Source organism: Bacteriovorax sp. As-1 (genome assembly GCF_058446905.1).
Window position 1 is genome coordinate 1259222 of record NZ_CP184341.1, and the last position, 18493, is coordinate 1277714.

20 protein-coding genes are annotated in these 18493 nt (G+C 40.6%); 4 read left to right on the forward strand and 16 right to left on the reverse strand.

What is annotated here, in order from left to right; translation table 11 throughout:
• The first annotated feature begins 36 nt into the window (after window positions 1–36).
• Complete coding sequence (locus ACN20O_RS06410; protein ID WP_491638311.1) at window positions 37–366, forward strand: 2Fe-2S iron-sulfur cluster binding domain-containing protein; 330 nt, start codon at window positions 37–39, stop codon at window positions 364–366.
• Here the strand turns inward: ACN20O_RS06410 and ACN20O_RS06415 are convergent.
• The 7 genes from ACN20O_RS06415 to ACN20O_RS06445 all read right to left on the reverse strand — a co-directional run bounded on the left by ACN20O_RS06415 (window position 358) and on the right by ACN20O_RS06445 (window position 5418).
• The gene (locus tag ACN20O_RS06415) at window positions 358–699 is read right to left on the reverse strand and encodes a hypothetical protein (protein ID WP_491638313.1); all 342 of its coding nucleotides are present in this window, start codon (window positions 697–699) and stop codon (window positions 358–360) included. The genes ACN20O_RS06410 and ACN20O_RS06415 overlap by 9 nt on opposite strands.
• Before the next feature lie 139 nt (window positions 700–838).
• Complete coding sequence (locus ACN20O_RS06420; protein WP_102245100.1) at window positions 839–1120, reverse strand: hypothetical protein; 282 nt, start codon at window positions 1118–1120, stop codon at window positions 839–841.
• 100 nt (window positions 1121–1220) lie between these two features.
• Entirely contained in the window at window positions 1221–2204 is a 984-nt protein-coding gene (locus tag ACN20O_RS06425; protein WP_491638315.1) for an NAD(P)/FAD-dependent oxidoreductase, read from the reverse strand.
• Window positions 2205–2252: 48 nt separating this feature from the next.
• A complete protein-coding gene (locus ACN20O_RS06430; protein WP_491639265.1) occupies window positions 2253–3620 on the reverse strand; it encodes a hemolysin family protein in 1368 nt (455 codons plus the stop codon).
• A 93-nt stretch (window positions 3621–3713) separates the two neighbouring features.
• Window positions 3714–4193, reverse strand: a complete 480-nt coding sequence (locus ACN20O_RS06435; protein ID WP_491638317.1) for a hypothetical protein — start codon at window positions 4191–4193, stop codon at window positions 3714–3716.
• Window positions 4190–4969 (reverse strand): hypothetical protein, encoded by a 780-nt coding sequence (locus ACN20O_RS06440; protein ID WP_491638319.1) that lies wholly within the window; start codon window positions 4967–4969, stop codon window positions 4190–4192. Before ACN20O_RS06440 ends, ACN20O_RS06435 begins: the two co-directional genes overlap by 4 nt.
• Complete coding sequence (locus ACN20O_RS06445) at window positions 4957–5418, reverse strand: NUDIX domain-containing protein (RefSeq protein ID WP_491638320.1); 462 nt, start codon at window positions 5416–5418, stop codon at window positions 4957–4959. The genes ACN20O_RS06440 and ACN20O_RS06445 overlap by 13 nt, the downstream gene beginning before the upstream one ends.
• A 42-nt stretch (window positions 5419–5460) precedes the next feature.
• On the opposite strand from ACN20O_RS06445, the gene ACN20O_RS06450 reads away from it, so the two are divergent.
• Window positions 5461–6456 carry a tRNA dihydrouridine synthase gene (locus ACN20O_RS06450; RefSeq protein WP_491638322.1) on the forward strand — a complete coding sequence of 332 codons (996 nt, stop codon included), beginning with the start codon at window positions 5461–5463 and terminating at the stop codon, window positions 6454–6456.
• On the opposite strand, the gene ACN20O_RS06455 is transcribed toward ACN20O_RS06450, so the two are convergent.
• The 6 genes from ACN20O_RS06455 to ftsY all read right to left on the reverse strand — a co-directional run bounded on the left by ACN20O_RS06455 (window position 6383) and on the right by ftsY (window position 11295).
• A complete protein-coding gene (locus ACN20O_RS06455; protein ID WP_491638324.1) occupies window positions 6383–6883 on the reverse strand; it encodes a hypothetical protein in 501 nt (166 codons plus the stop codon). The two genes, ACN20O_RS06450 and ACN20O_RS06455, sit on opposite strands and share 74 nt — an antisense overlap.
• Window positions 6880–7509 (reverse strand): SDR family NAD(P)-dependent oxidoreductase, encoded by a 630-nt coding sequence (locus ACN20O_RS06460; RefSeq protein ID WP_491638326.1) that lies wholly within the window; start codon window positions 7507–7509, stop codon window positions 6880–6882. Before ACN20O_RS06460 ends, ACN20O_RS06455 begins: the two co-directional genes overlap by 4 nt.
• Window positions 7510–7619: 110 nt before the next feature.
• Window positions 7620–9179, reverse strand: coding sequence for a ribonuclease Y (gene rny, locus ACN20O_RS06465; RefSeq protein WP_491638328.1), 1560 nt, complete (start codon window positions 9177–9179; stop codon window positions 7620–7622).
• 20 nt (window positions 9180–9199) lie between these two features.
• On the reverse strand, window positions 9200–9763 hold the full coding sequence (locus tag ACN20O_RS06470) for a 5-formyltetrahydrofolate cyclo-ligase (RefSeq protein ID WP_491638330.1): 564 nt from the start codon (window positions 9761–9763) through the stop codon (window positions 9200–9202).
• An 8-nt stretch (window positions 9764–9771) separates the two neighbouring features.
• Window positions 9772–10080, reverse strand: a complete 309-nt coding sequence (locus ACN20O_RS06475; RefSeq protein ID WP_491638332.1) for a hypothetical protein — start codon at window positions 10078–10080, stop codon at window positions 9772–9774.
• 90 nt (window positions 10081–10170) lie between these two features.
• On the reverse strand, window positions 10171–11295 hold the full coding sequence (ftsY, locus tag ACN20O_RS06480) for a signal recognition particle-docking protein FtsY (protein WP_491638334.1): 1125 nt from the start codon (window positions 11293–11295) through the stop codon (window positions 10171–10173).
• Between the two features lie 106 nt (window positions 11296–11401).
• Here ftsY and ACN20O_RS06485 point away from each other — a divergent pair, with 106 nt between their 5' ends.
• Entirely contained in the window at window positions 11402–12373 is a 972-nt protein-coding gene (locus tag ACN20O_RS06485; protein ID WP_491638336.1) for an amino acid--tRNA ligase-related protein, read from the forward strand.
• On the opposite strand, the gene ACN20O_RS06490 is transcribed toward ACN20O_RS06485, so the two are convergent.
• The 3 genes from ACN20O_RS06490 to ACN20O_RS06500 form a co-directional block, all read right to left on the reverse strand.
• The gene (locus ACN20O_RS06490) at window positions 12374–13117 is read right to left on the reverse strand and encodes a hypothetical protein (RefSeq protein ID WP_491638338.1); all 744 of its coding nucleotides are present in this window, start codon (window positions 13115–13117) and stop codon (window positions 12374–12376) included.
• Between the two features lie 134 nt (window positions 13118–13251).
• The gene (locus ACN20O_RS06495) at window positions 13252–13452 is read right to left on the reverse strand and encodes a hypothetical protein (RefSeq protein ID WP_491638340.1); all 201 of its coding nucleotides are present in this window, start codon (window positions 13450–13452) and stop codon (window positions 13252–13254) included.
• Window positions 13439–14776, reverse strand: a complete 1338-nt coding sequence (locus ACN20O_RS06500) for a sigma-54-dependent transcriptional regulator (RefSeq protein ID WP_491638342.1) — start codon at window positions 14774–14776, stop codon at window positions 13439–13441. The genes ACN20O_RS06495 and ACN20O_RS06500 overlap by 14 nt, the downstream gene beginning before the upstream one ends.
• A gap of 188 nt (window positions 14777–14964) precedes the next feature.
• Between ACN20O_RS06500 and ACN20O_RS06505 the strand changes: the two genes are divergently transcribed.
• Complete coding sequence (locus ACN20O_RS06505; RefSeq protein ID WP_491638344.1) at window positions 14965–18492, forward strand: Ig domain-containing protein; 3528 nt, start codon at window positions 14965–14967, stop codon at window positions 18490–18492.
• The last annotated feature ends 1 nt before the right edge of the window (window position 18493 follow it).

The following is an 18493-nucleotide window of genomic DNA, read 5'->3' on the forward strand; positions in this document are numbered from 1 at the left end:
TTGGGAAGATATTATTCTTTGAAGGATAAAATAAATATGCCCACCGTGTTAGTTCACCTTCCGGATTCCTCTGAATCTCTCAATGAAAAGGAGCCTTCAAAGCCTCGTGAATACAAAGTTAATTTAAGCCAAATCTTATACGATGAACTAGATCGTCAAAACCTTAGTTTGCCTCATGGATGCCTGGCCGGCTCGTGCGGCTCATGCCGCATTGAAGTTATCAAAGGAATCGAAAACTTATCCCCTATGGGTGTGGTGGAAACAGACACAATCGAACATATCAAAGACTCTTACCCGGGAAAGACTGTTCGCCTTTCTTGCCGGGCAAAGGTGCTTGGCGACGTTGAAATCGCTCCCTTAAAGTAAACAATTATCGACTACTAACTCTGTTCCTTTTTGTTGAACATACCCCAGCACTTCTGACTGAGTTACTTCTCTATTGAGATCAGAATCAAGTTTTAAGAGGAAACGTACACGGTCTGACTTAAGAGTTGGGTTCACTTCTCCCAGGTTTCCTAAAATCAATTTATCATTGCTATTATTATCCTGAGCTTTAATCACTTCAATGCTTCCATTCAGATTCATTGTGAAAACATTTTGATCAGTGTTGGCCGCTCCCAGCCTAGGAATATTACTTTCAATTTTTCCTGCGCACGAAGAAACGAGAACCAACAATAAAACCCATAAAATGAGTTTCATTTTTTTCACTTGATAAATAAATTTATATTATTAAACCAAGTTGAGTTAATTACTGTCAATGAAAAATATTGAATCAAAAAAAGGCCCTGTATTAAACAGGGCCTCTTTCGTTTTTTGATTTGATTAAATGCTTAAGGAGCTAAGTGTTTTTCAAGCTCGTTTGTGAGTGCATGTGGCTAACGCGCTTTTTTTGAATTTGCGCTTTAATCGCGCGCAGTGCTTTTGAAAAACTTCGGTAGAGAAATGTATCTTCCTTTTTAGCGAAGTAAGTTCTAGTTTTAGTTTGTAGTTTAATGTTAGTGCTAAAGTGACCTGCAGGGTCCTCTTTAACATCGATTTCTACGTGCGAATTTCTTGGCGCAATTTTTTCGATTTCACTTGTCGCCTCATTTACCATATCTGCAGTATTGAAAGTTTTCATGCTGTCATCCTCCATGGCTGACGTGTTAGTACATAGGAAGTTAACCATTTTGGTTATCTTCTTAAGGATACTTTACACCCATATTGCTCTATATGATCTGTCATAATAGTGAGGCTTCAGTTCGCTTTTTTCGACGGATCAAAACGTTGATTTCATCAGAAGAATCAACAGCTCCATCCCATGCTGTATATATTTGTTTTTTGGTGTTCGCTCTTAAATCTCCAGCGACATACAACCCATCTACACTTGACTTACCTTTGTTATCGGTCACCACAAAACCTCTTTGGTCAAGATTGGCACCTAACATTTTTGCCAGCTCATTGTAGACAATCATCCCTAGAGCGATGAAAGCGTAATCTGCTTCAACTTTTTTATCACCACAAATAAATCCATTTAAAATTTTATTTTTTGGATCACCTTTTATTTCAGTAATCGCTTCAGTGACAATTTTGAAATTATATCTCTTCATCAATGCAGTTGTTTCTTCATCAAAACTCGGCGCTTCTCCGTTAGTAAGAATCGTTACCTCCGGACATTGGTAGCGTTCATACAACATGATTCCCACCCATGCTGCTCCTGAGTTGTGGCCAAAGATCGCAATCTTTTTATTAAGCACATGGTGCCCGTCACATCTCAAACAGTAATCAGCAAGCTGAATGTTAGCGTATGGATAGATTGTTTCAATTGATCCTTGAATCGTCGGTTGAACATCCATCACTCCCGTACATAAAATCACAAAACGGGCCTGATAAACTTCGTTTTTGTTATCAGTTAAAGTGAAGAGGCCATCTTCTTCTTTTTTGACACTGACTATTCCGGTGTTCTTTTTCCAGATTAATTTATCTTTGAATGGACCGGCAGCTAACCAGTCGAGAGATTCTTTATTGGGTTCGTCGATGCCTTTTTTATATTCAAGATGCCCCGGCATGTTTTCAACTTTCGTCACCCAAAAAGCGCGAGAGCGTTTTTTATCTTTTGGTGAACCCGGGAAAAAAAGACATTCATCGTTGTTTAAAACAGTTCTAAGAACGGCCATGACTCCAGCGGAGCCACCGCCAATTACCGCTACATCATGAATTTTCATATGCTCATCCAAAGGAAAGAAGAATGCCCCGGAGAGCATTCTTTAGATCTACTCTTTTTCTTGAAGATTAAGTGAAGCTTCGATGTCGTTTTTCTCTACCAGTTCAGCGTGCTCTTTCTTAGAGAAAATATGTTTCTCGCCATCGACATCTTTAATACGTATTTGTTTGATCACGTGGTCTTCAACGATTTCCAGGTTAAATGATAGCCCTTCCCAAACAATGATCTGATCCTGCTCAGGGAAAGTGTTCCCCAACATGTCCAGCATAAATCCAGCCAAAGTTGAGTAGTTATCATTCAGAGGAATTTTAATATCGTAATCACTATAAAGCTCTCTTAACGAAATATCCCCTTCGACAACAATACCGTCTTCCAGGTTAGCTTCTTCAAGACCCTTTTCAATCTCTTCAACGTCATCGTGCTCATCGTGAATTTCACCGAAAATCTCTTCGATAATATCCTCTAATGTAACGATACCAACAACAGTTCCGTTTTCATCTTTAACCAGCGCTAAGTGAACTTTCTTTCTGTTCATGTGGTCAAAGACCGACTGGATCTTCATGTGTTCGTAAACGAAGAAAGGCGGTTTTAAAAGTTTTTCCATTTTAAAGTTTTTCTTCTCTTCATCTGTTACGAAAGCTAAATCTTTTACGTGCAGGAATCCAACGATGTTTTCCAACTCTCCGTCAACAACCGGGTAACGTGAGTTACCTGTTTCTCTTACGTAGTTCATCATCTCTTCGAAGTTCCAGCTGACCTGAGCATAATTCACTCTCACTCTGGAAATCATAATGTCTTTAACTTTGATCATCGGGAATTCAAGAATAGAAGAAAGAAGATCGATTTGTTTTGAGTCCATCGTTCTTTCTTTTTCTGCTTTAGAAATCATGAATTCGATATCATCTTTCGTCACCATTCTTCCGGTCACTTCAGCACTGTCACCTAAAATTGTTCCAATGAACCAAACGATAGATTTGATTACCGGGTATAGAAGATAAAAACAGATTTGCAGGGAGCGAATAACGATGACTGAGAATTTTTCAGCGTGTGTTCTACCAATAGTCTTCGGGATAATCTCACCGAATATAATGATGATAACTGTCGTTAACCCGAGAGCGATACCGACGATACTGCTTCCGGTGTAGGCTGCCGTGATAGATGTTGTAATCGATCCGGCAAGAATGTTGGCGATGTTATTTCCTACTAGGATCGTTGCAAGAAGCTCTGATGGTCTCAAGATCATGAAGGCCATAGCTTTACCTTTTGCTCCACCTTCTTCAATGAGTTGGCGAGCACGGTCTACACCGATAGATAAAAGTGCGGCTTCAGCTGCTGAGAAAAAAGCGGCTGCGATAAAACAAAGGATTAGAGCGAAGATTTCGTAGGAAGAGACTAAATATTCAAGCGGGGGTTCTATGGAAAAGTCCTGGTTAAGTTAGTAACAAGTAAACAAAAACTAATCTAATCATTATACAGGAAGGTGTCCCCGAAGTCTAATTGCCACCAATTATCAATGATCTAGAGGCTTACCGTGAAAGTTATGGTCCGAATAAATGATGCGATCATTCATTTCGTGGTTAAACCCCGGAATTTCCTCAATGTTCTTCACGTTCCTGAAAATCGTTTGGCACTTGTAGCAAATCGCGATGACTTGTAGTCTTCTAAATAAAAAGAAGTCCAGAGCGTACAGAAACACAAAAGTACTTAGGTACCAAAGCGGGTTAATCCCGAAATAAAGCAATACAGTTGAAATAATGGCCGCAGAAACAAAGAGAATGACTCCCAGCTTTCTGTTGAAATCTTTTTGTGAGTAAAAGTCTTTTCTCTCACACGAAGGGCAGTCTTTGAGAATTCCTTCTTCGTGATTGTGATCAAATTTCACTTCCTGCTCTGTCTGACAAACATCGCACTGAATTTTATGAGCGCTTGTTTCAGGGTAAACGTGAACGCTTGAACCACAATGTTTACACGTGAATTGAACAGTCATCATATATAAAGTCCGTAGTTAAAAAAGATATAAGTTGAAACGAGTTCGCCGATAAAAACAAAAAATGTCATCGCGTAAAGAATCCCGGTTGAACTTTGAATTGATCTTAGTTTTAAAAGTTTCCAGTTAAAATAGGTCATTCCCAGAATGACTAAATACCCAAAAGACACTCTCATAGTTAATAGCATCCAGTTAAAAGCGTAGCCAGCTCCCAACTGTGTTTGCTCTTCAAAGAAGTCGTAGTTGTGCATTAATGAGTATGAACTCCAGACGATTTTCACCGCTAAAATAATCCACGTAATCACCGCGGCCACTTTTAATGGCTGCTCTGATAATTTAGGAACAACTAAATACCAATGTCCTAAAATCATTGAATAAGTAATCACACCTAAAAAAAGCGCTGCCGAAATAATGAAAACGGAATTTAAAACGTTAAAACTTACGAGTGCGCAAAGTAAGTAGGCCAGCACAACACTATTGATCGCATAAAGCCCCCACATGGGAAGAGACTTATCATCCTGGTGAAAAGTAGAAATTAGAATCATTGAAACAAGTGAGAGAGCTTTTAATCCAAAACTCATCGTCATCATTTGCGCCGGAGTTACACCTTGGATGACCATTGAGATTACCAATGCCCCGATAGCTGTATTAGTCAGAAGCTTAATGAGACCTGCTCCAGTTAACTTTGAAGAAGCGATTGGTGAAAAAAGAATCAGCGACCAGGCCACTGATAAAAGGAAAAAGTCTGCAATCGTTTTAATAAAATCTACTGTTGCCATAAGTATTGAAGCGCGCCCTGTTCGTGTTGAGTTTTTATATATACGGCCAAATCATCAATAATGACATGGTTTATCGGGGGAATCTTGCCTTGTAAAGAAGCGGATTTTTCATTGTATGGGATTGTGAGCCACTGCCCTTTTCCCGCTGGTAAGTCTTGGAATTTTGAAATGAAGACGAATAAACAAATATTCTTATCTTCAATCGAGTAGTCCTGGTACTTAAAGAGAACCAGCTTTTCATCCTGTGGAAGAAGTAAATCCACTTCCTCGTGAACCTCTCTTCTGCAGGCCCCTTCCGGAGTTTCGCCTACTTCGATCTTCCCTCCCGGGAATTCCAGCTTTCCATAAAGCGCTCCCTCTTCCAGGCGCACTTGGGTCCAGACCTTAAAGCTTTCGGCCTCTACGTCTTTGATAAAAATCGCAATAGAAACGGTGAGATTTTTTTTCAAGTGTCTTTTCCTTTGAATGGGTTCCTGATACTAACATGCTCGATGAATAATTTCGACGTGTTTCCTAAAAAATCCCTGCTCTTCGCGCCTATGGAAGGCATCACCGATGAGCCATATCGCATAGCTCTCATGAAGACTTTTCCTGAGTGGGATCATCTTTTTACGGATTTCCTACGCGTTCCAACTGTCGGAAAGGTGACTGAAAGAATGATTGTCGAACATTACGGCGAGCGCATCCTGAAAAATCCTGAATGGCGAAAGAAAAACTCATTTCAAATTCTCACCACAGAGCGCGCACAAACAAAAGACGTCGTCGATATCCTCGAGTCATTAAAGATGGATCATTTGGATTTAAATCTTGGATGCCCTTCTAAAAAAGTAAACTCACACTTTGGCGGTGCTTATTTATTATCCAACCACAAAGCGCTCTCGCATGTTTTAAAAACCATTCGCTCAAACTTTACCGGACATTTTTCGGTTAAAATGCGCATCGGCTACCGCGACGACAGCAACTTCTCTGACACGCTTAAATTAATCCAGGATGAAGGTGTTGAGGCCATCACTCTTCACGCCCGCACACGCGATCAACTTTATAAAGGTGTCGCAGACTGGAGCTACATTAAAAAAGCAGTTGAGGAAGTGAAAGTTCCTCTCATTGGAAACGGCGATATCTGGATTGCTGAAGACATTGAGAATGTTTTTAAAGAAACAAAATGCCATTCAGTCATGTTTGGAAGAAGTGCTCTTAAAACTCCGTGGCTTGCTAAAATTTATAAAGATTATGTAGAAGATGACGGCAACATCGACGAAACTTATCTTCTTTACGAAAGAAAGAAATACCTCGAGTTGTATTTTGATGCTCTGATGGTTGAGTACAGACAAATTGGCTGGGCAGACAACCTAATCCTCAAGCGTTTTAAATCTTTCTCACGCAATTTATTTGATGACTATGAAGACTTCGAAGCTATTCGAGGCGCTTTTTTACGTGCTGAGACTCTGGAGCAGTTTCTTGGGCATCTGTATGCTCTGAAGGGATAGGTGGAAGCTCATCTTTTTTTCTCTTTGAAACAAGATAAACCGCTTCAAAGCAAAACGATCCAAGCAGAGTAAAAAGAATATTCCCTTTCCCACCTACCATAAATAACAACAAGGTAAAAATCACTGGCGAGATCGCTCTGATAATCGATGAAGCATAAGGCACGCGTTTAAGGTTAATAAACATCTGCAAGTAGTGATTTGATCTCACCACGACGGCCAGGAATGAAAATCTGTTGTTGCTGGTAAGAATCTGCTCTTTAAGCCCAGGTGTTAAAAGAGCAAAGTGCCAAGTAAAGGCCGTTAAAAAGAAAATGATATTTAAGAAATCAAGATTCAAAAGATAAAGAATGCCCCAACAGACAGCGAGATTAGAAAAAGAAATGATGTAGTATCTCGCTTTTGGTGAAAGCTTTTCCCACAACTTCATTTAACAATTCCTTTTTTATGTAAAAAGACAATCTCAGGGAACTGCACGTGTCTTGGACTTCTCGTGACCATTTGAAAAACATGCATGAAATCATCTACGCTCATCATTTGATCGCGTGGAAGATCCATGTCTCCTTCTTCCCAAATTGGAGTCGCAATCGCTCCTGGCATTAGGGTTGAGAAGCGTACACCTAAATGTGCCCACTCTTCTCTTAACGACTCGATCATGCCGTTTAAAGCAAACTTTGAAGCACTATATGCAGAAATATTAGCTAGCCCCTTTTTAGAAGCGATGGAAGACACTGTCACAATATGAGTTTCATCTTCAACAATGAAGTCACTAGAATGCTTTAGGATATGGAAAGCCCCAACAACGTTTGTCATCAGGTGATCAGAGAATTCTTTAGTCGATGTTTCAACTAACGGAGACATTTCAAAGATGCCGGCATTTAAGACAATCATGTGCAATTCATTAGTGTGATTGCCAATGAGTTCGTACATCTCTTCAACAGAGGCTTCGTCTTTGATATCGCAAATAATGTCGATGAAATTTGGATTGTCGATCGGAGTGCCTCGACGTGAAACGCCGATAACTGTATAGCCTTCTTCTAGAAGGAATTCGGCCATTTCAAAGCCGAGGCCGGATGAGGTTCCGGTTATAAGTGCGAATTGATTATCTTCCATGTATTAATCTAATCCAAAAAAAATGCAGCCCGAAGGCTGCACTTTCTATTATTCTATTTCGCGATACCGACAGCTTTTGTTTCTCTTAGTACTGTAATCTTAATCGTTCCAGGATATGACATCTCTTCTTCGATCTTCTTAGCGATGTCGCGAGAAAGCATGACTGTTTCCTCATCTGTTACACGATCGTTTTCTACGAAAACTCTTACTTCGCGTCCACCAGAAATTGCGTATGACTTCGAAACACCTTCGAAGCTGTTTACGATTTCTTCAATGTCCGTTAGGCGAGATACGTATGATTCCATCATTGCTTTACGTGCACCTGGACGAGCTCCAGAGAGAGCATCTGCTGCTGCTACAAGGTGAGCAAGAACTGATTCTGGTTTTTCATCATCGTGGTGAGCGCGAACTGCGTGAACGATATCTGGAGACTCTCCATATTTCTTCAGGAAGTCAGCACCAACAACCGCGTGTGATCCTTCAGCTGAAGCATCAATTACTTTACCTACATCGTGAAGAAGAGCTGCACGACGAGCCTGTTTTACGTTTAGTCCAAGTTCAGCGGCCATAGCTCCACAAACGAATGCAGCTTCAATAGCATGTTGATATTGGTTTTGAGTGTATGAAGTTCTCCACTGAAGAGCTCCAACTAATTTTAAGATTTCAGGGTGGATACCGTGAACTCCGATTTCCATCTGAGCTTTTTCCCCCAGGTCGCGAAGCTGTCTTTCCATTTCAGCTTTTGATTTGTCATGAAATTCTTCGATTTTAGCTGGGTGGATACGTCCATCGGCAATAAGCTTCTGGATAACCATTCTGGCGATTTCTTTTCTTACAACGTTGAAAGAAGAGATAACAACAACTTCTGGAGTATCATCAATAATAAGATCCACACCACAGATTTGTTCGAACGCGCGGATGTTACGTCCTTCGCGACCGATTAGGCGACCTTTAACGTCGTCGCTTGGAAGTTCAACCGAACCGATAGTTTTTTCACCAACGTATTCACCAGCAAATCTTTGAATCGCGATCCCCACGATTCTTTTTGATTTAGCTTCTGCTTCTTCTTTTGTTTCTTCTTCAATTCTTCTTAGGACTTTAGAGAAGTCTACACGAGCTTCTTCTTCCATCGCGCGAAGAAGTTCATTTTTTGCTTCTTCTTTAGTCATCTGAGCAACTTGAGCTAAGCGATCACTGAACTCATCTTGTTTCTTTTTAAGTTTTAGAGCTTCTTCTTCATGAAGTTTCTTAGAAACTTCAAAAGCGATTTCTTTTTCTTTTAAAACTTTTACTTCTTTGTCGTGCTCTTCGATTTTGCGGTCAAGAGTCGCGTCTTTTTTAGCTAATTCGCGCTCTTGGTTTTTAATTTCGTTAGTACGGTTGTTGATTTCGCGGTCTGATTTTTCTTTTTCTTCACGCGCGATCTCTTTTGCTTCCTGACGGGCTTTGTACTTGATTTCATCAGCAGACTTCTTCGCCTTTTCGATGATGTCGTTTCCTTTGCCTTCTTTTTCTTTGATATCTTTTTGAACTTGGGCGTTCTTTACCACGTAGCCAATCACGGCTCCGATTACGGCAAAAAGAACAGCTGCCAAGATTACCGAAATATTCATATATGAGACTCCTTCTAGCTCTATCGATTGGTTATATATACTTCCTGGTCAGTGACCACGAAATCCATTTTTATGTCATGTGCTTCAGTTGGGATGTCATTTTCCATCTGCACCTCAAAAGCGACTCCGATCTTAATCACCGGATGTGACTCGAGATACCTGTCGTAAAACCCTTTCCCACGGCCCAACCTTTCGCCCTTTGTTCCAAAGCCTAGACCTGGAATCAAAAGCACCTGAGGTTCTACAACCTGAGCCTGTGCTTTAGGCCCAAAGATTGTCACCCCAAAATCCTGACTTTCAACAAGCTCAGAGAGAGTTGCCTTTTTAAAAAGCATCACACCTGATTCGAAGGCGGGGTAAGCCGTCAGTTTATGAAAACTCTCATCAAGAGATGTGAACCATTTTGGTTCGCGCTCGATGGGAGCATAAACTCCAATAACTAAATTTTTTTGAATAACGCCAAGGTCGTTTAAGAGCTGGCGGAGATTTGAAGACAACTTCTGACTTAACTTAAATTGCTCTGACTCATTCAGGACTCCGAGTTTTTGCTTAAGCGCTAATCGAAGTTCTGTTTTCGTTCCCAAATAAACTCTTAACGGGTTGTGGGAGAAACCTCTTCGATATACTGAAGGGCATCGACTGCAGTTAAACGCAGTTGAGTGATATTTTCGCGGTACTCTTTTTCCAGGGCCAACTTCTCACCTGCAAATTGAAGTGCAAGCAGGACTGCCACCTGGTGAGGTGCCAACTGCGGTGATTGCTTAAATATTTTCTGAGCCTCAGATTGAACAAATCCGACAATATCACTAGGACTAACACCAACAAGTCTCTCATCTTTTTTGAGCTTGATTTTGTAGCCTAGTACTTCAAATACTTCTTGAATTTCTCTTTCGTTATTCATTGTATTAAGAGTAAACGATAGAGGAATTTTCGTCAAACAAAATGCCTTGCGTATAAGAGTGAAAACCCTCTTATTTCCCCAAGTTTGCCTTTAGTTTCCTAGGAGAGCATTCAAGTAGTCGTCGACATTGAAGACATCTAAATCCTCAGCTGTTTCCCCTACACCAATGTAAGCGATTGGAAGTTTTAACTGAGAGACGAGAGTCACAGCACTTCCGGCCTTAGAAGAACCATCGCATTTAGTGAAAATCAGGCCTGTTAGATCAAGAGTCTTGTGGAACTCCTCTGCTTGACGAAGAGCATTTTGACCAGTGATTGCATCGATCACCAATAGAATTTGGTGAGGAGCTGTTGGATCTAGTTTCTTTAAAACATTTTTACTCTTAGCAAGCTCGTCCATTAAATTTTCTTTCGTATGAAGACGTCCTGCTGTGTCGAGAATACAGTAATCAGCATTTACATTAAGAGCTGCTTGAAGAGCGTCATAACCAACTCCCGATGGGTTAGCACCTTCTTTGGCCCTGATCATTGTCGCGCCTGCACGGTCACACCAAACCTGTAACTGATCGACAGCAGCAGCTCTGAATGTATCGCAGGCCCCAACAACAACACTCGCCCCTTGAGCGCGAAGTTTTGTTGCGAGCTTTCCAATCGTCGTTGTTTTTCCGGCACCATTAACACCGACAACCATAATGACTTTTGTTTTACCTGATTCGTTTTTATTAAAAGTATAAAGTGAGTGATCAACTGTTTCCTGAATCGGCTTCATTTTGTCTTTCAGGAAATTAAACAAGAAAGACTTGAAGCTGTTTTCATCCAACTCGCCTTCTTTGGTTTTCTTTTTTACCTCTTCAATCAGCTCTGAAACAGTGGCCGTTCCAATATCCGCGCTATAAAGAAGCTCTTCGATTGATTCGATGGCATCGTCATCTAGTTTGGGCCCAGAAAATAGTCCTGAGAGTTTTCCCCAAACTTCCTGGCGAGAACGGCTTAAACCAAGTTTAAGTCTTTCGCTAAAAGAAATTTCTTTTTTAGCTGCTGGTGCTGGAGTTGTTTCGACATCAGTGGCCGTAGCCTTTTCTTCAACTGGAGCTTCTGCTGCGATAGTTGGAGTTTCTTCTGTCCTTGGAAGCTCTGGAGTTTTTGGCTTTTTCTTAAAAACTAAAACCGCGACAACAACAACTAAAAGCCCGACGACAACGTATAACCAATCCATTAAAAATCCTGTGCTTAATTAAAAATACGAGAGTGCTCAAGATAAATGAAGAGACCCTTTTTTTCAACTTGCATAGCAGAGGATTTGTCATATATAAGTCCTTAATATGCGTAAAGTTAAACTGGCCGCTCAATTCCAAATTCTTTGGGCGATAAGACAATTTTTTATCCAAAGAAATTTTGTGGATGTTTTACCTCCTCCGATGGTGCAAAACCCGGGAATGGAGACTCATATCCACCCTTTTCAGGTGGCCCATGCGCGCACGCAGTCTTTAAGTCCTTGGTATCTAAATACGTCGCCAGAGTTCCATATGAAAGAGCTTCTTTCGCTGGGATTTGAAAATATTTTTACTCTTGGTTACTCATTTCGTGACGAACCCAATGCTCCCAATCACCGTCCGCAGTTTTTAATGCTGGAGTGGTACAGAACCGGAGCTCATTACACGAAGATCATGGATGATTGTGAAGAGCTTTTCAAATTCACACTGCACTCTCTCAACGAAAAAAATCTTCCAGTTGATCAAACACTTTTAAACGCAAAATTTGAGCGCGCGACTATCCAGGAACTTTTTCTGGATATGCTAAACGTCGATATCCTAAACTTCCTTGAGACAAAAGATTTAAAAGAATTGATTGAGAAAAATTTTAAAGATGTTCCTCTTCCTGTCCAGGGTGAAGAACTATCTTGGGATGATTATTACTTCCTGCTTTTCTTAAATAAAATTGAGCCTCACCTGGCCCATTATCCTTACCTGCTTCTCTATGAATTCCCAAATCACTTAAGTGCTCTGTCGACTTTAAAACCTGAAGACCCGAGAGTGTGTGAGCGTTTTGAAATCTATTCAAAAGGTGTTGAGCTTTGCAACTGCTTTAACGAACTGCGCGACCTGACAGTTCAAAAAGAGAGATTTCATTTTCAGGCAAAAGAAAAAGAGAAACTCTACGGTTATAAACTTCCTGAGCCACAAGTGCTGTACCAGGCGATGGAAAGAGGTCTTCCTGTTTCCAGCGGAATTGCTTTGGGAGTTGAGCGCTTGTTAAAAATCCTGACTGATATTGAGAACCCGTTTTGGGAATAACTACATCATTGAATTAAACGCCGAATGAATTTTGATGATAAGTTCAGACTTAATATGCTGAACTGGAACCTTGCTTGCCCAAGCTTTATGATTCAGGGCCGAGCTCTTTTTACGAAGAGGGTTTGACCAGATTTGTGGGAATCTTGTCGCCAAGTCTGATGACATAATGGCATACCATCTCTCTAAACCGTCACGGTCGTCACCAAAAGCATCGGCAACTTCTAAGGCCTTTTCAGTCACTAGTCTCTTTAGAGTAAAGACACTCATTCCTTCAAAACTTTTCTTAACTACTTTTTTTCCAAAATATTTATCATAGAAATAAACAGCAAAATCAGCTGTCGCATTTTTAACTGGTTTATCCCAGTTTTCCATTCCTGCATAAGTTGAATCAAGAACCAGTGAACGGTAAACACCTTCACGCGTTCCCCCTTGAGAAAGAACGTTCAGGAATTTTCCAAGTTCATCATCATTTGGTTTCTCTTGTCTTGTCGCTTCGTAAAGTTCTTTAATATAGGCATAGTTGAATTTCTCTTCAACTTCCGGCTTTAAAATAACTTTATCTTGTTTCTTATTGTAAACAGCTGTCGAGCGAGCATCGTCCACGATTTTGGGGATCGCTGGCATAGGCACTTCGTCTTTTGGAATAGCTTTATCGGCGCCGATTAACTTAACAGTCCACTCTTCTCCCAGAACCTTCATTAAGGTCGGGCGCATTTTCTCAACGAACGATTTCTCTTGAACCATTTTTTGCTCTTGGGCATATAGAATGTGAATTGATAATGCCAAAACAAAAATCACAGCTAATCTCAAGAAATCCTCCCATTGAGTATTGGATGAATCCAGTTTAACTGCGATTTTAATAATTAATAGATGGAAATTTAGTTCTTTGTGTTTCGGTAAAGAATTAACTGCTCTTTTAGCAGGGAAAGTTTCTGTTCTGTTAGTGGAAGAATTTTATCAACTAATTCAGGGTTCTTTTTCCACTCATCGCTCATCAATTCCAGCGCACTTAAAAGTGACGATAGTGTCGAGTTGATATCGTGAGTGAGAACGGCCTTTGGTTCATCAAGATTGGACACGGGCCCCTCCTTGAGTTTTGATATTAGTCATAATTCTATAGAATGAATTATTAGAAAGCTTCAGGTCTCCCAAAGTCTTTCTCACTCTATCGTTGTTTTCGGCCAGCACCTTTTCTACGATTTCGGCCTCTAGTCTTTCTAAGAAATTGGCCAATCCCATTTCCTTGACGACAGCTATATCAATCTTCTCTTTTAAAGCACCTGAGGTCTTGATCAAAAGGCCCGCAAGGTCTGCTTTTTCAATGATCCCTTTATCGCTGCTTCGTAAAATCTCAATCACTTTCTGCAGCTCGCGCACATTGCCTGGCCATGAGTGACTGAACATTTCTTCTTTGGCTTCAGCGGAAAGAACAATTCTTCTCTTGTTTTGTTTTAAAAAATGAGCAATTAAATTCCCCAGGTCATTCTTTCTCTCCCTAAGAGGCTTAAGAATGATATTGAAGCCTTCCAAGCGGAAAAGGAAATCTTCGCGAAACTCACCATTTTTCACTTTAGTCTTCAGGTCTTCACAAGTTGCACTAATTAACCTGAAATGACTTTTTACCGGCCTTTCCGACCCAACCGGATAAAATGTCTTTTCTTCAATCGCTTTAAGTAATTTTTTCTGCAAACTCAGAGGAAGAGTGGCAATCTCATCGAGGAATAAAATCCCTCCATCGGCCAGCTCCATTAATCCTTTCTTTGTTTTGATCGCACCGGTAAAGGCGCCTTTTTCATGTCCAAAAAGTTCTGACTCAATCAAGCTTTCTGAAATTTCTGAACAGTTTAAATGAATAAAAGGCTTTTCACTTCCCACTAGCTCATGAATGTATTTCGCAAGAAACGTTTTTCCCGTTCCAGTTTCTCCGGTAATGAGAACCGGATGCTCTCCGTAAACAGCTTGTTCAATAAGCTTTAACTGAGCTTCAGTCTCCGGGTCATTAGTCATCAATGTATTCTTTAATTTTCCAAGAAGATCTGATTGTGAATTTTTATATTTTGAAAGAACAGACTCAATCGCTTGCTTAGTAAATGGCTTTGATAAAAAATCGCGGCAACCTAAAAGGTAAGCCTCTTCAATGATACTCTCTTCTTCTCTTCCACTTAAAACGATAGTGTGAATGTTTTTACTTTTTAACTTTTTGATGATTTCAAAACCGGCCAGCTTCGTTTCCAGGTCTAAGTCGACAAAGGCTAAGTCAAATGATCGGACACCTAAAAGCGCCAGAGCATCCGAAGCTTTTTCCGCTTCAGTGACCTTGTGTGATAGCTCCAAACGGCTCTTTAAACTGAGTCTCGAGAGGAGGTCATCTTCGACTAAAAGGATATCTAGTTTAGTATTCATGTAGGCATAATAGATAGATTTTGTGTAGGGTTCAATAACTCTTCAAAAAGGCTATAAAAATTCCCTACTGCCCACTTTTAGACCCAATTAAATTGTTGATTTCTTAAGTCAAGTTTCAATAAAGGACTGATTTCATTTTGTTTTCCATCATTCCTAAATATTTATCCGATTTTCACGATAATAGAAGTATGAAAACGTTAAAAACCACACTCACGCTTTCCCTATTTACCACTCTACTTTTGACTGGTTGTATGCCTGACAGCTTGACCAAGTTCAAAAAGGATCCGCCTAAAAAAGCGGAAGTCGCGACGGAGGAGCCACCTACGATTGTGGATAGTGGCGGGAATACGATTGATGTTTCTTCTTTAACGGATCCGACGACGTTTCAATATTCTGATGAAGTCAACCAAGCACTGGTCACTTCGCTCAATGCAAAACTTGGAGAAAAAGTTCAGTTATCCGCTGAGTTCGATGGTAGTGTTGGTGAAGTAAAAAAAGTTGCCTCTGTAATGAGAGGGTGTAGCATTACTCCTGCTCTTCCTTCAGGCCTTACTCTTGATACAACAAAATCAGAAACAGGGTGTTCTATTACTGGATTCCCATTAACAATTTCAACTGACTCTCTGAATCCAGGAGCTCCAATTAATTATACTGTTACCATGAGCTACTTAAGCAATACTGGTGCGACTAGAACAATTTCAACTTCAATCGCGATTGGTGTTTACACTCCGCCTGGACAATTTGAATACCTACAAAATGAAAAGATTCTCCTTAAAGTTTCACCTGCCTCTGGTAATTTAAATAGCGTAACTACGAATGCTGATGTGGACGCAACTTATTTAAGAAGTGGCTTCTTAACAACTTCTACTGGTGTAACTGGTGTTATTAAATACATTGATCCTGACAACTACAAAGTCGGTATTATTAAATTAATCCCAATCAGAGTTAACAACTTTGCTCTTCTCGGTCTACCTGCAGACGAATATCCAGGACTACTAACACCACGATTCATCAGTGCGGCCGGAGGAAAGTCGGCGAAAATTATTCGTGCTGTAGCTGCCACTAGTACTATATATGTTGAAATGATTTCTTCAAAATACTTCACCGCTGGTGATGTTCTTGATGACACAAAAACATTCGTAGCCTCTACGGGAGCGACAGTTGCTGCCGTTGACCTGACAACTGGGTTTAAAAGAGTAGGCGGTGCATCTAACATTGATATTGATAACAACGTTCAGTATTTCCTTTCAGCAATGACAGGCTCTCATGTTTCTCGCGTTTACGAAGTTACTAAAACTTTCGGAACAGATATGCCGAGGTTAACTTTCTCAACAATTGCTGCAACTGGAGTTATGTCTCCAGCTAATGGAGTTAAGTATACGGTTGCTCCAGCTCTTCCAAACGGATTATTCTTAAATGAAGATACAGGGGAAATCACTGGTGCATTCGTTGATAGCCTGGACCCTGCCTTCTTTACAATTAAGGCAACAAACCCATTAGGGGTTACAAGCACTGATATTGGGTTGAGTTCAATTAAAGCACCTCTTGACTTAAGTTATACAAATAGACAACTCGTTGCTGTAAAAAGCACTACGAAGTTCATTGAAAGTGAAACAATTTTGCAACCGATTGCAGCTCCAAGTACTACAAGTATTTCGGGACAAATTATCCGCAAATATGACAGAGGAAGTGGTACTGATGAAAACCGTTACAAACTTGCGATTGACGCTTCTAGTGGCTATTTCTCTGCTGGTGCAAGCTTAGATAGCGGGAACTTTTTCTACAGTGAGAAGTCATTCATCCCAACTTCTGCAATTGCTCCTTCAGCTTCAACGCTATCGACTGTGCCTATCAATGTGAACTACAACCTGGCCATCACAGTTGGTACATCTGCCCCTTTCGCGATTGGCGGATATGTTTCTACTCCACAAGGTGCTTTAGGAAAAGTTGTTGCGATTGAAGGAACGACTCTATTTGTTCAAAGCTTAACCCCAGGAACATCACCAACGTTCGTTGCTTTCCAGGAAAGAAATGGTGGTGTAGCAAATTCAATTGATAATGCTGCAACTTATGCTGCTGCTGAAACAACGATCACTCAAATTGAAGCTGGTACTTTAACTGTTACAATGAGTTCAATTGCTGGTACTCCTGATTTCACAGCTGGGCAAGATATTACATCGTCAGGTAAACTGGCCGCGTACATCTTTGACTCAAATCAGACTGACCCAGCTATCCCGGTAGACCCAACGATTGTTAGTCTAAGTAACGTTTCAAGACGTCCTGATTCAGTTCCTTTCCTGAGAAATGCCCAGACAGTTTATGATAATGAGAATGAAACTGGTGCTAACACAGGTGTTATTACTAACGTAGCAAACCAAAACGTTTATATTGCAGAAACAGGAAAGTATCTTGAAATCAGAGCTAACCTGACAGAAGGAAACAGCTTAACATATAGTGTGTCGCCAGCTCTTCCTACTGGACTTTCATTAAATAAGGCCACAGGTTTAATCAGTGGTACACCAACTATTAGAACGTCTTTAAAAACATTCGTTTTAACGGCAACAAACTTGATTGGTAAATCATCATACGTCATTCAATTAGAAGTTCGCGATTATTTTAAAATTGCTGATACTTCTGGGGCAACAACTTTCCAGCTTCATAAGTACGGGAAGAATATGCAAGCGCGTGGTTGTAAAATCAACGCCAATGATATTCTTGAAGCCCGTGGGATGCTGGATGTAAGATGTTTTCTTGATGCTGAAGAAGAAGAACTTCACAATACTGACTTAAAGTTCACTTCATCATCAGGTGCAGGTGTGTGTGAGTTCATTCAAGTTGAACCATACAACTTCCAGCAATGGGCACCATTACAAACATCTGCTTCAAAAAGATTGGTTACAACAAGTGGGTGTGCTGCTGGATCAGGAGCTGGTCTTCCAGGTTCAGAGACAGGTACATGGGTAAATTACGCTCCGACTGCTGAATCTGATTGTGATGGTAACTATACTGCCGATAGTGGGCCAAACTGTGACGAGGGTAGATTTACGGTTGTAAACTACGTTGGAAGTAGCTCTGACCCTACTAACAATCCTACGGCCTGTGATGTTATTACTCCTGAGTCACCAAAAGTCGTAACTTGTGGTGGTAAAAAAGTAAGCTGTCTCAATGGTCCAGTAACAGATATTTTATCTGTAGCTGAACTTGAACAAGGATACCGTTCACTGATTTACTCAACATCGTCAGGAGCTACTGTAAAGAATACGTTTAAGAGCCCATACTCTAAACTGTTATACACAAACTTAAGAGTGGCAAATTCTTCAGTGAAAAACAATTGTACAGCTACAAATTCTGATGCTGACCTGTGGGAAAATTTAGCAAGGTCAACGGCAGCAACGGCTGCTCCATATGGAGCAACACAACCATTCTACACATTCAACTGTCTTGATGGTGCAAAAGATATCAAGGCAAGAATCAGACTGATTGTGCGTGACTGGAACAAAACATTTAAGGTTAACTCTGCGATTGACTTCGATCTGCCAGGGGCGCTGCCAAATGGTACTGCTTTAATGAACAATACTGATGTTGTTTTTGGTAAGAGCAATAACGACTACTTTGACTGGGATGACGCTTACAATGGTGCAGCTGCCGGTTTCGTAGGAACCTGTGCAGACCCAGCTGGTGGTGTCCCTTATCAATACCCGCAAGGCGAACTATAAG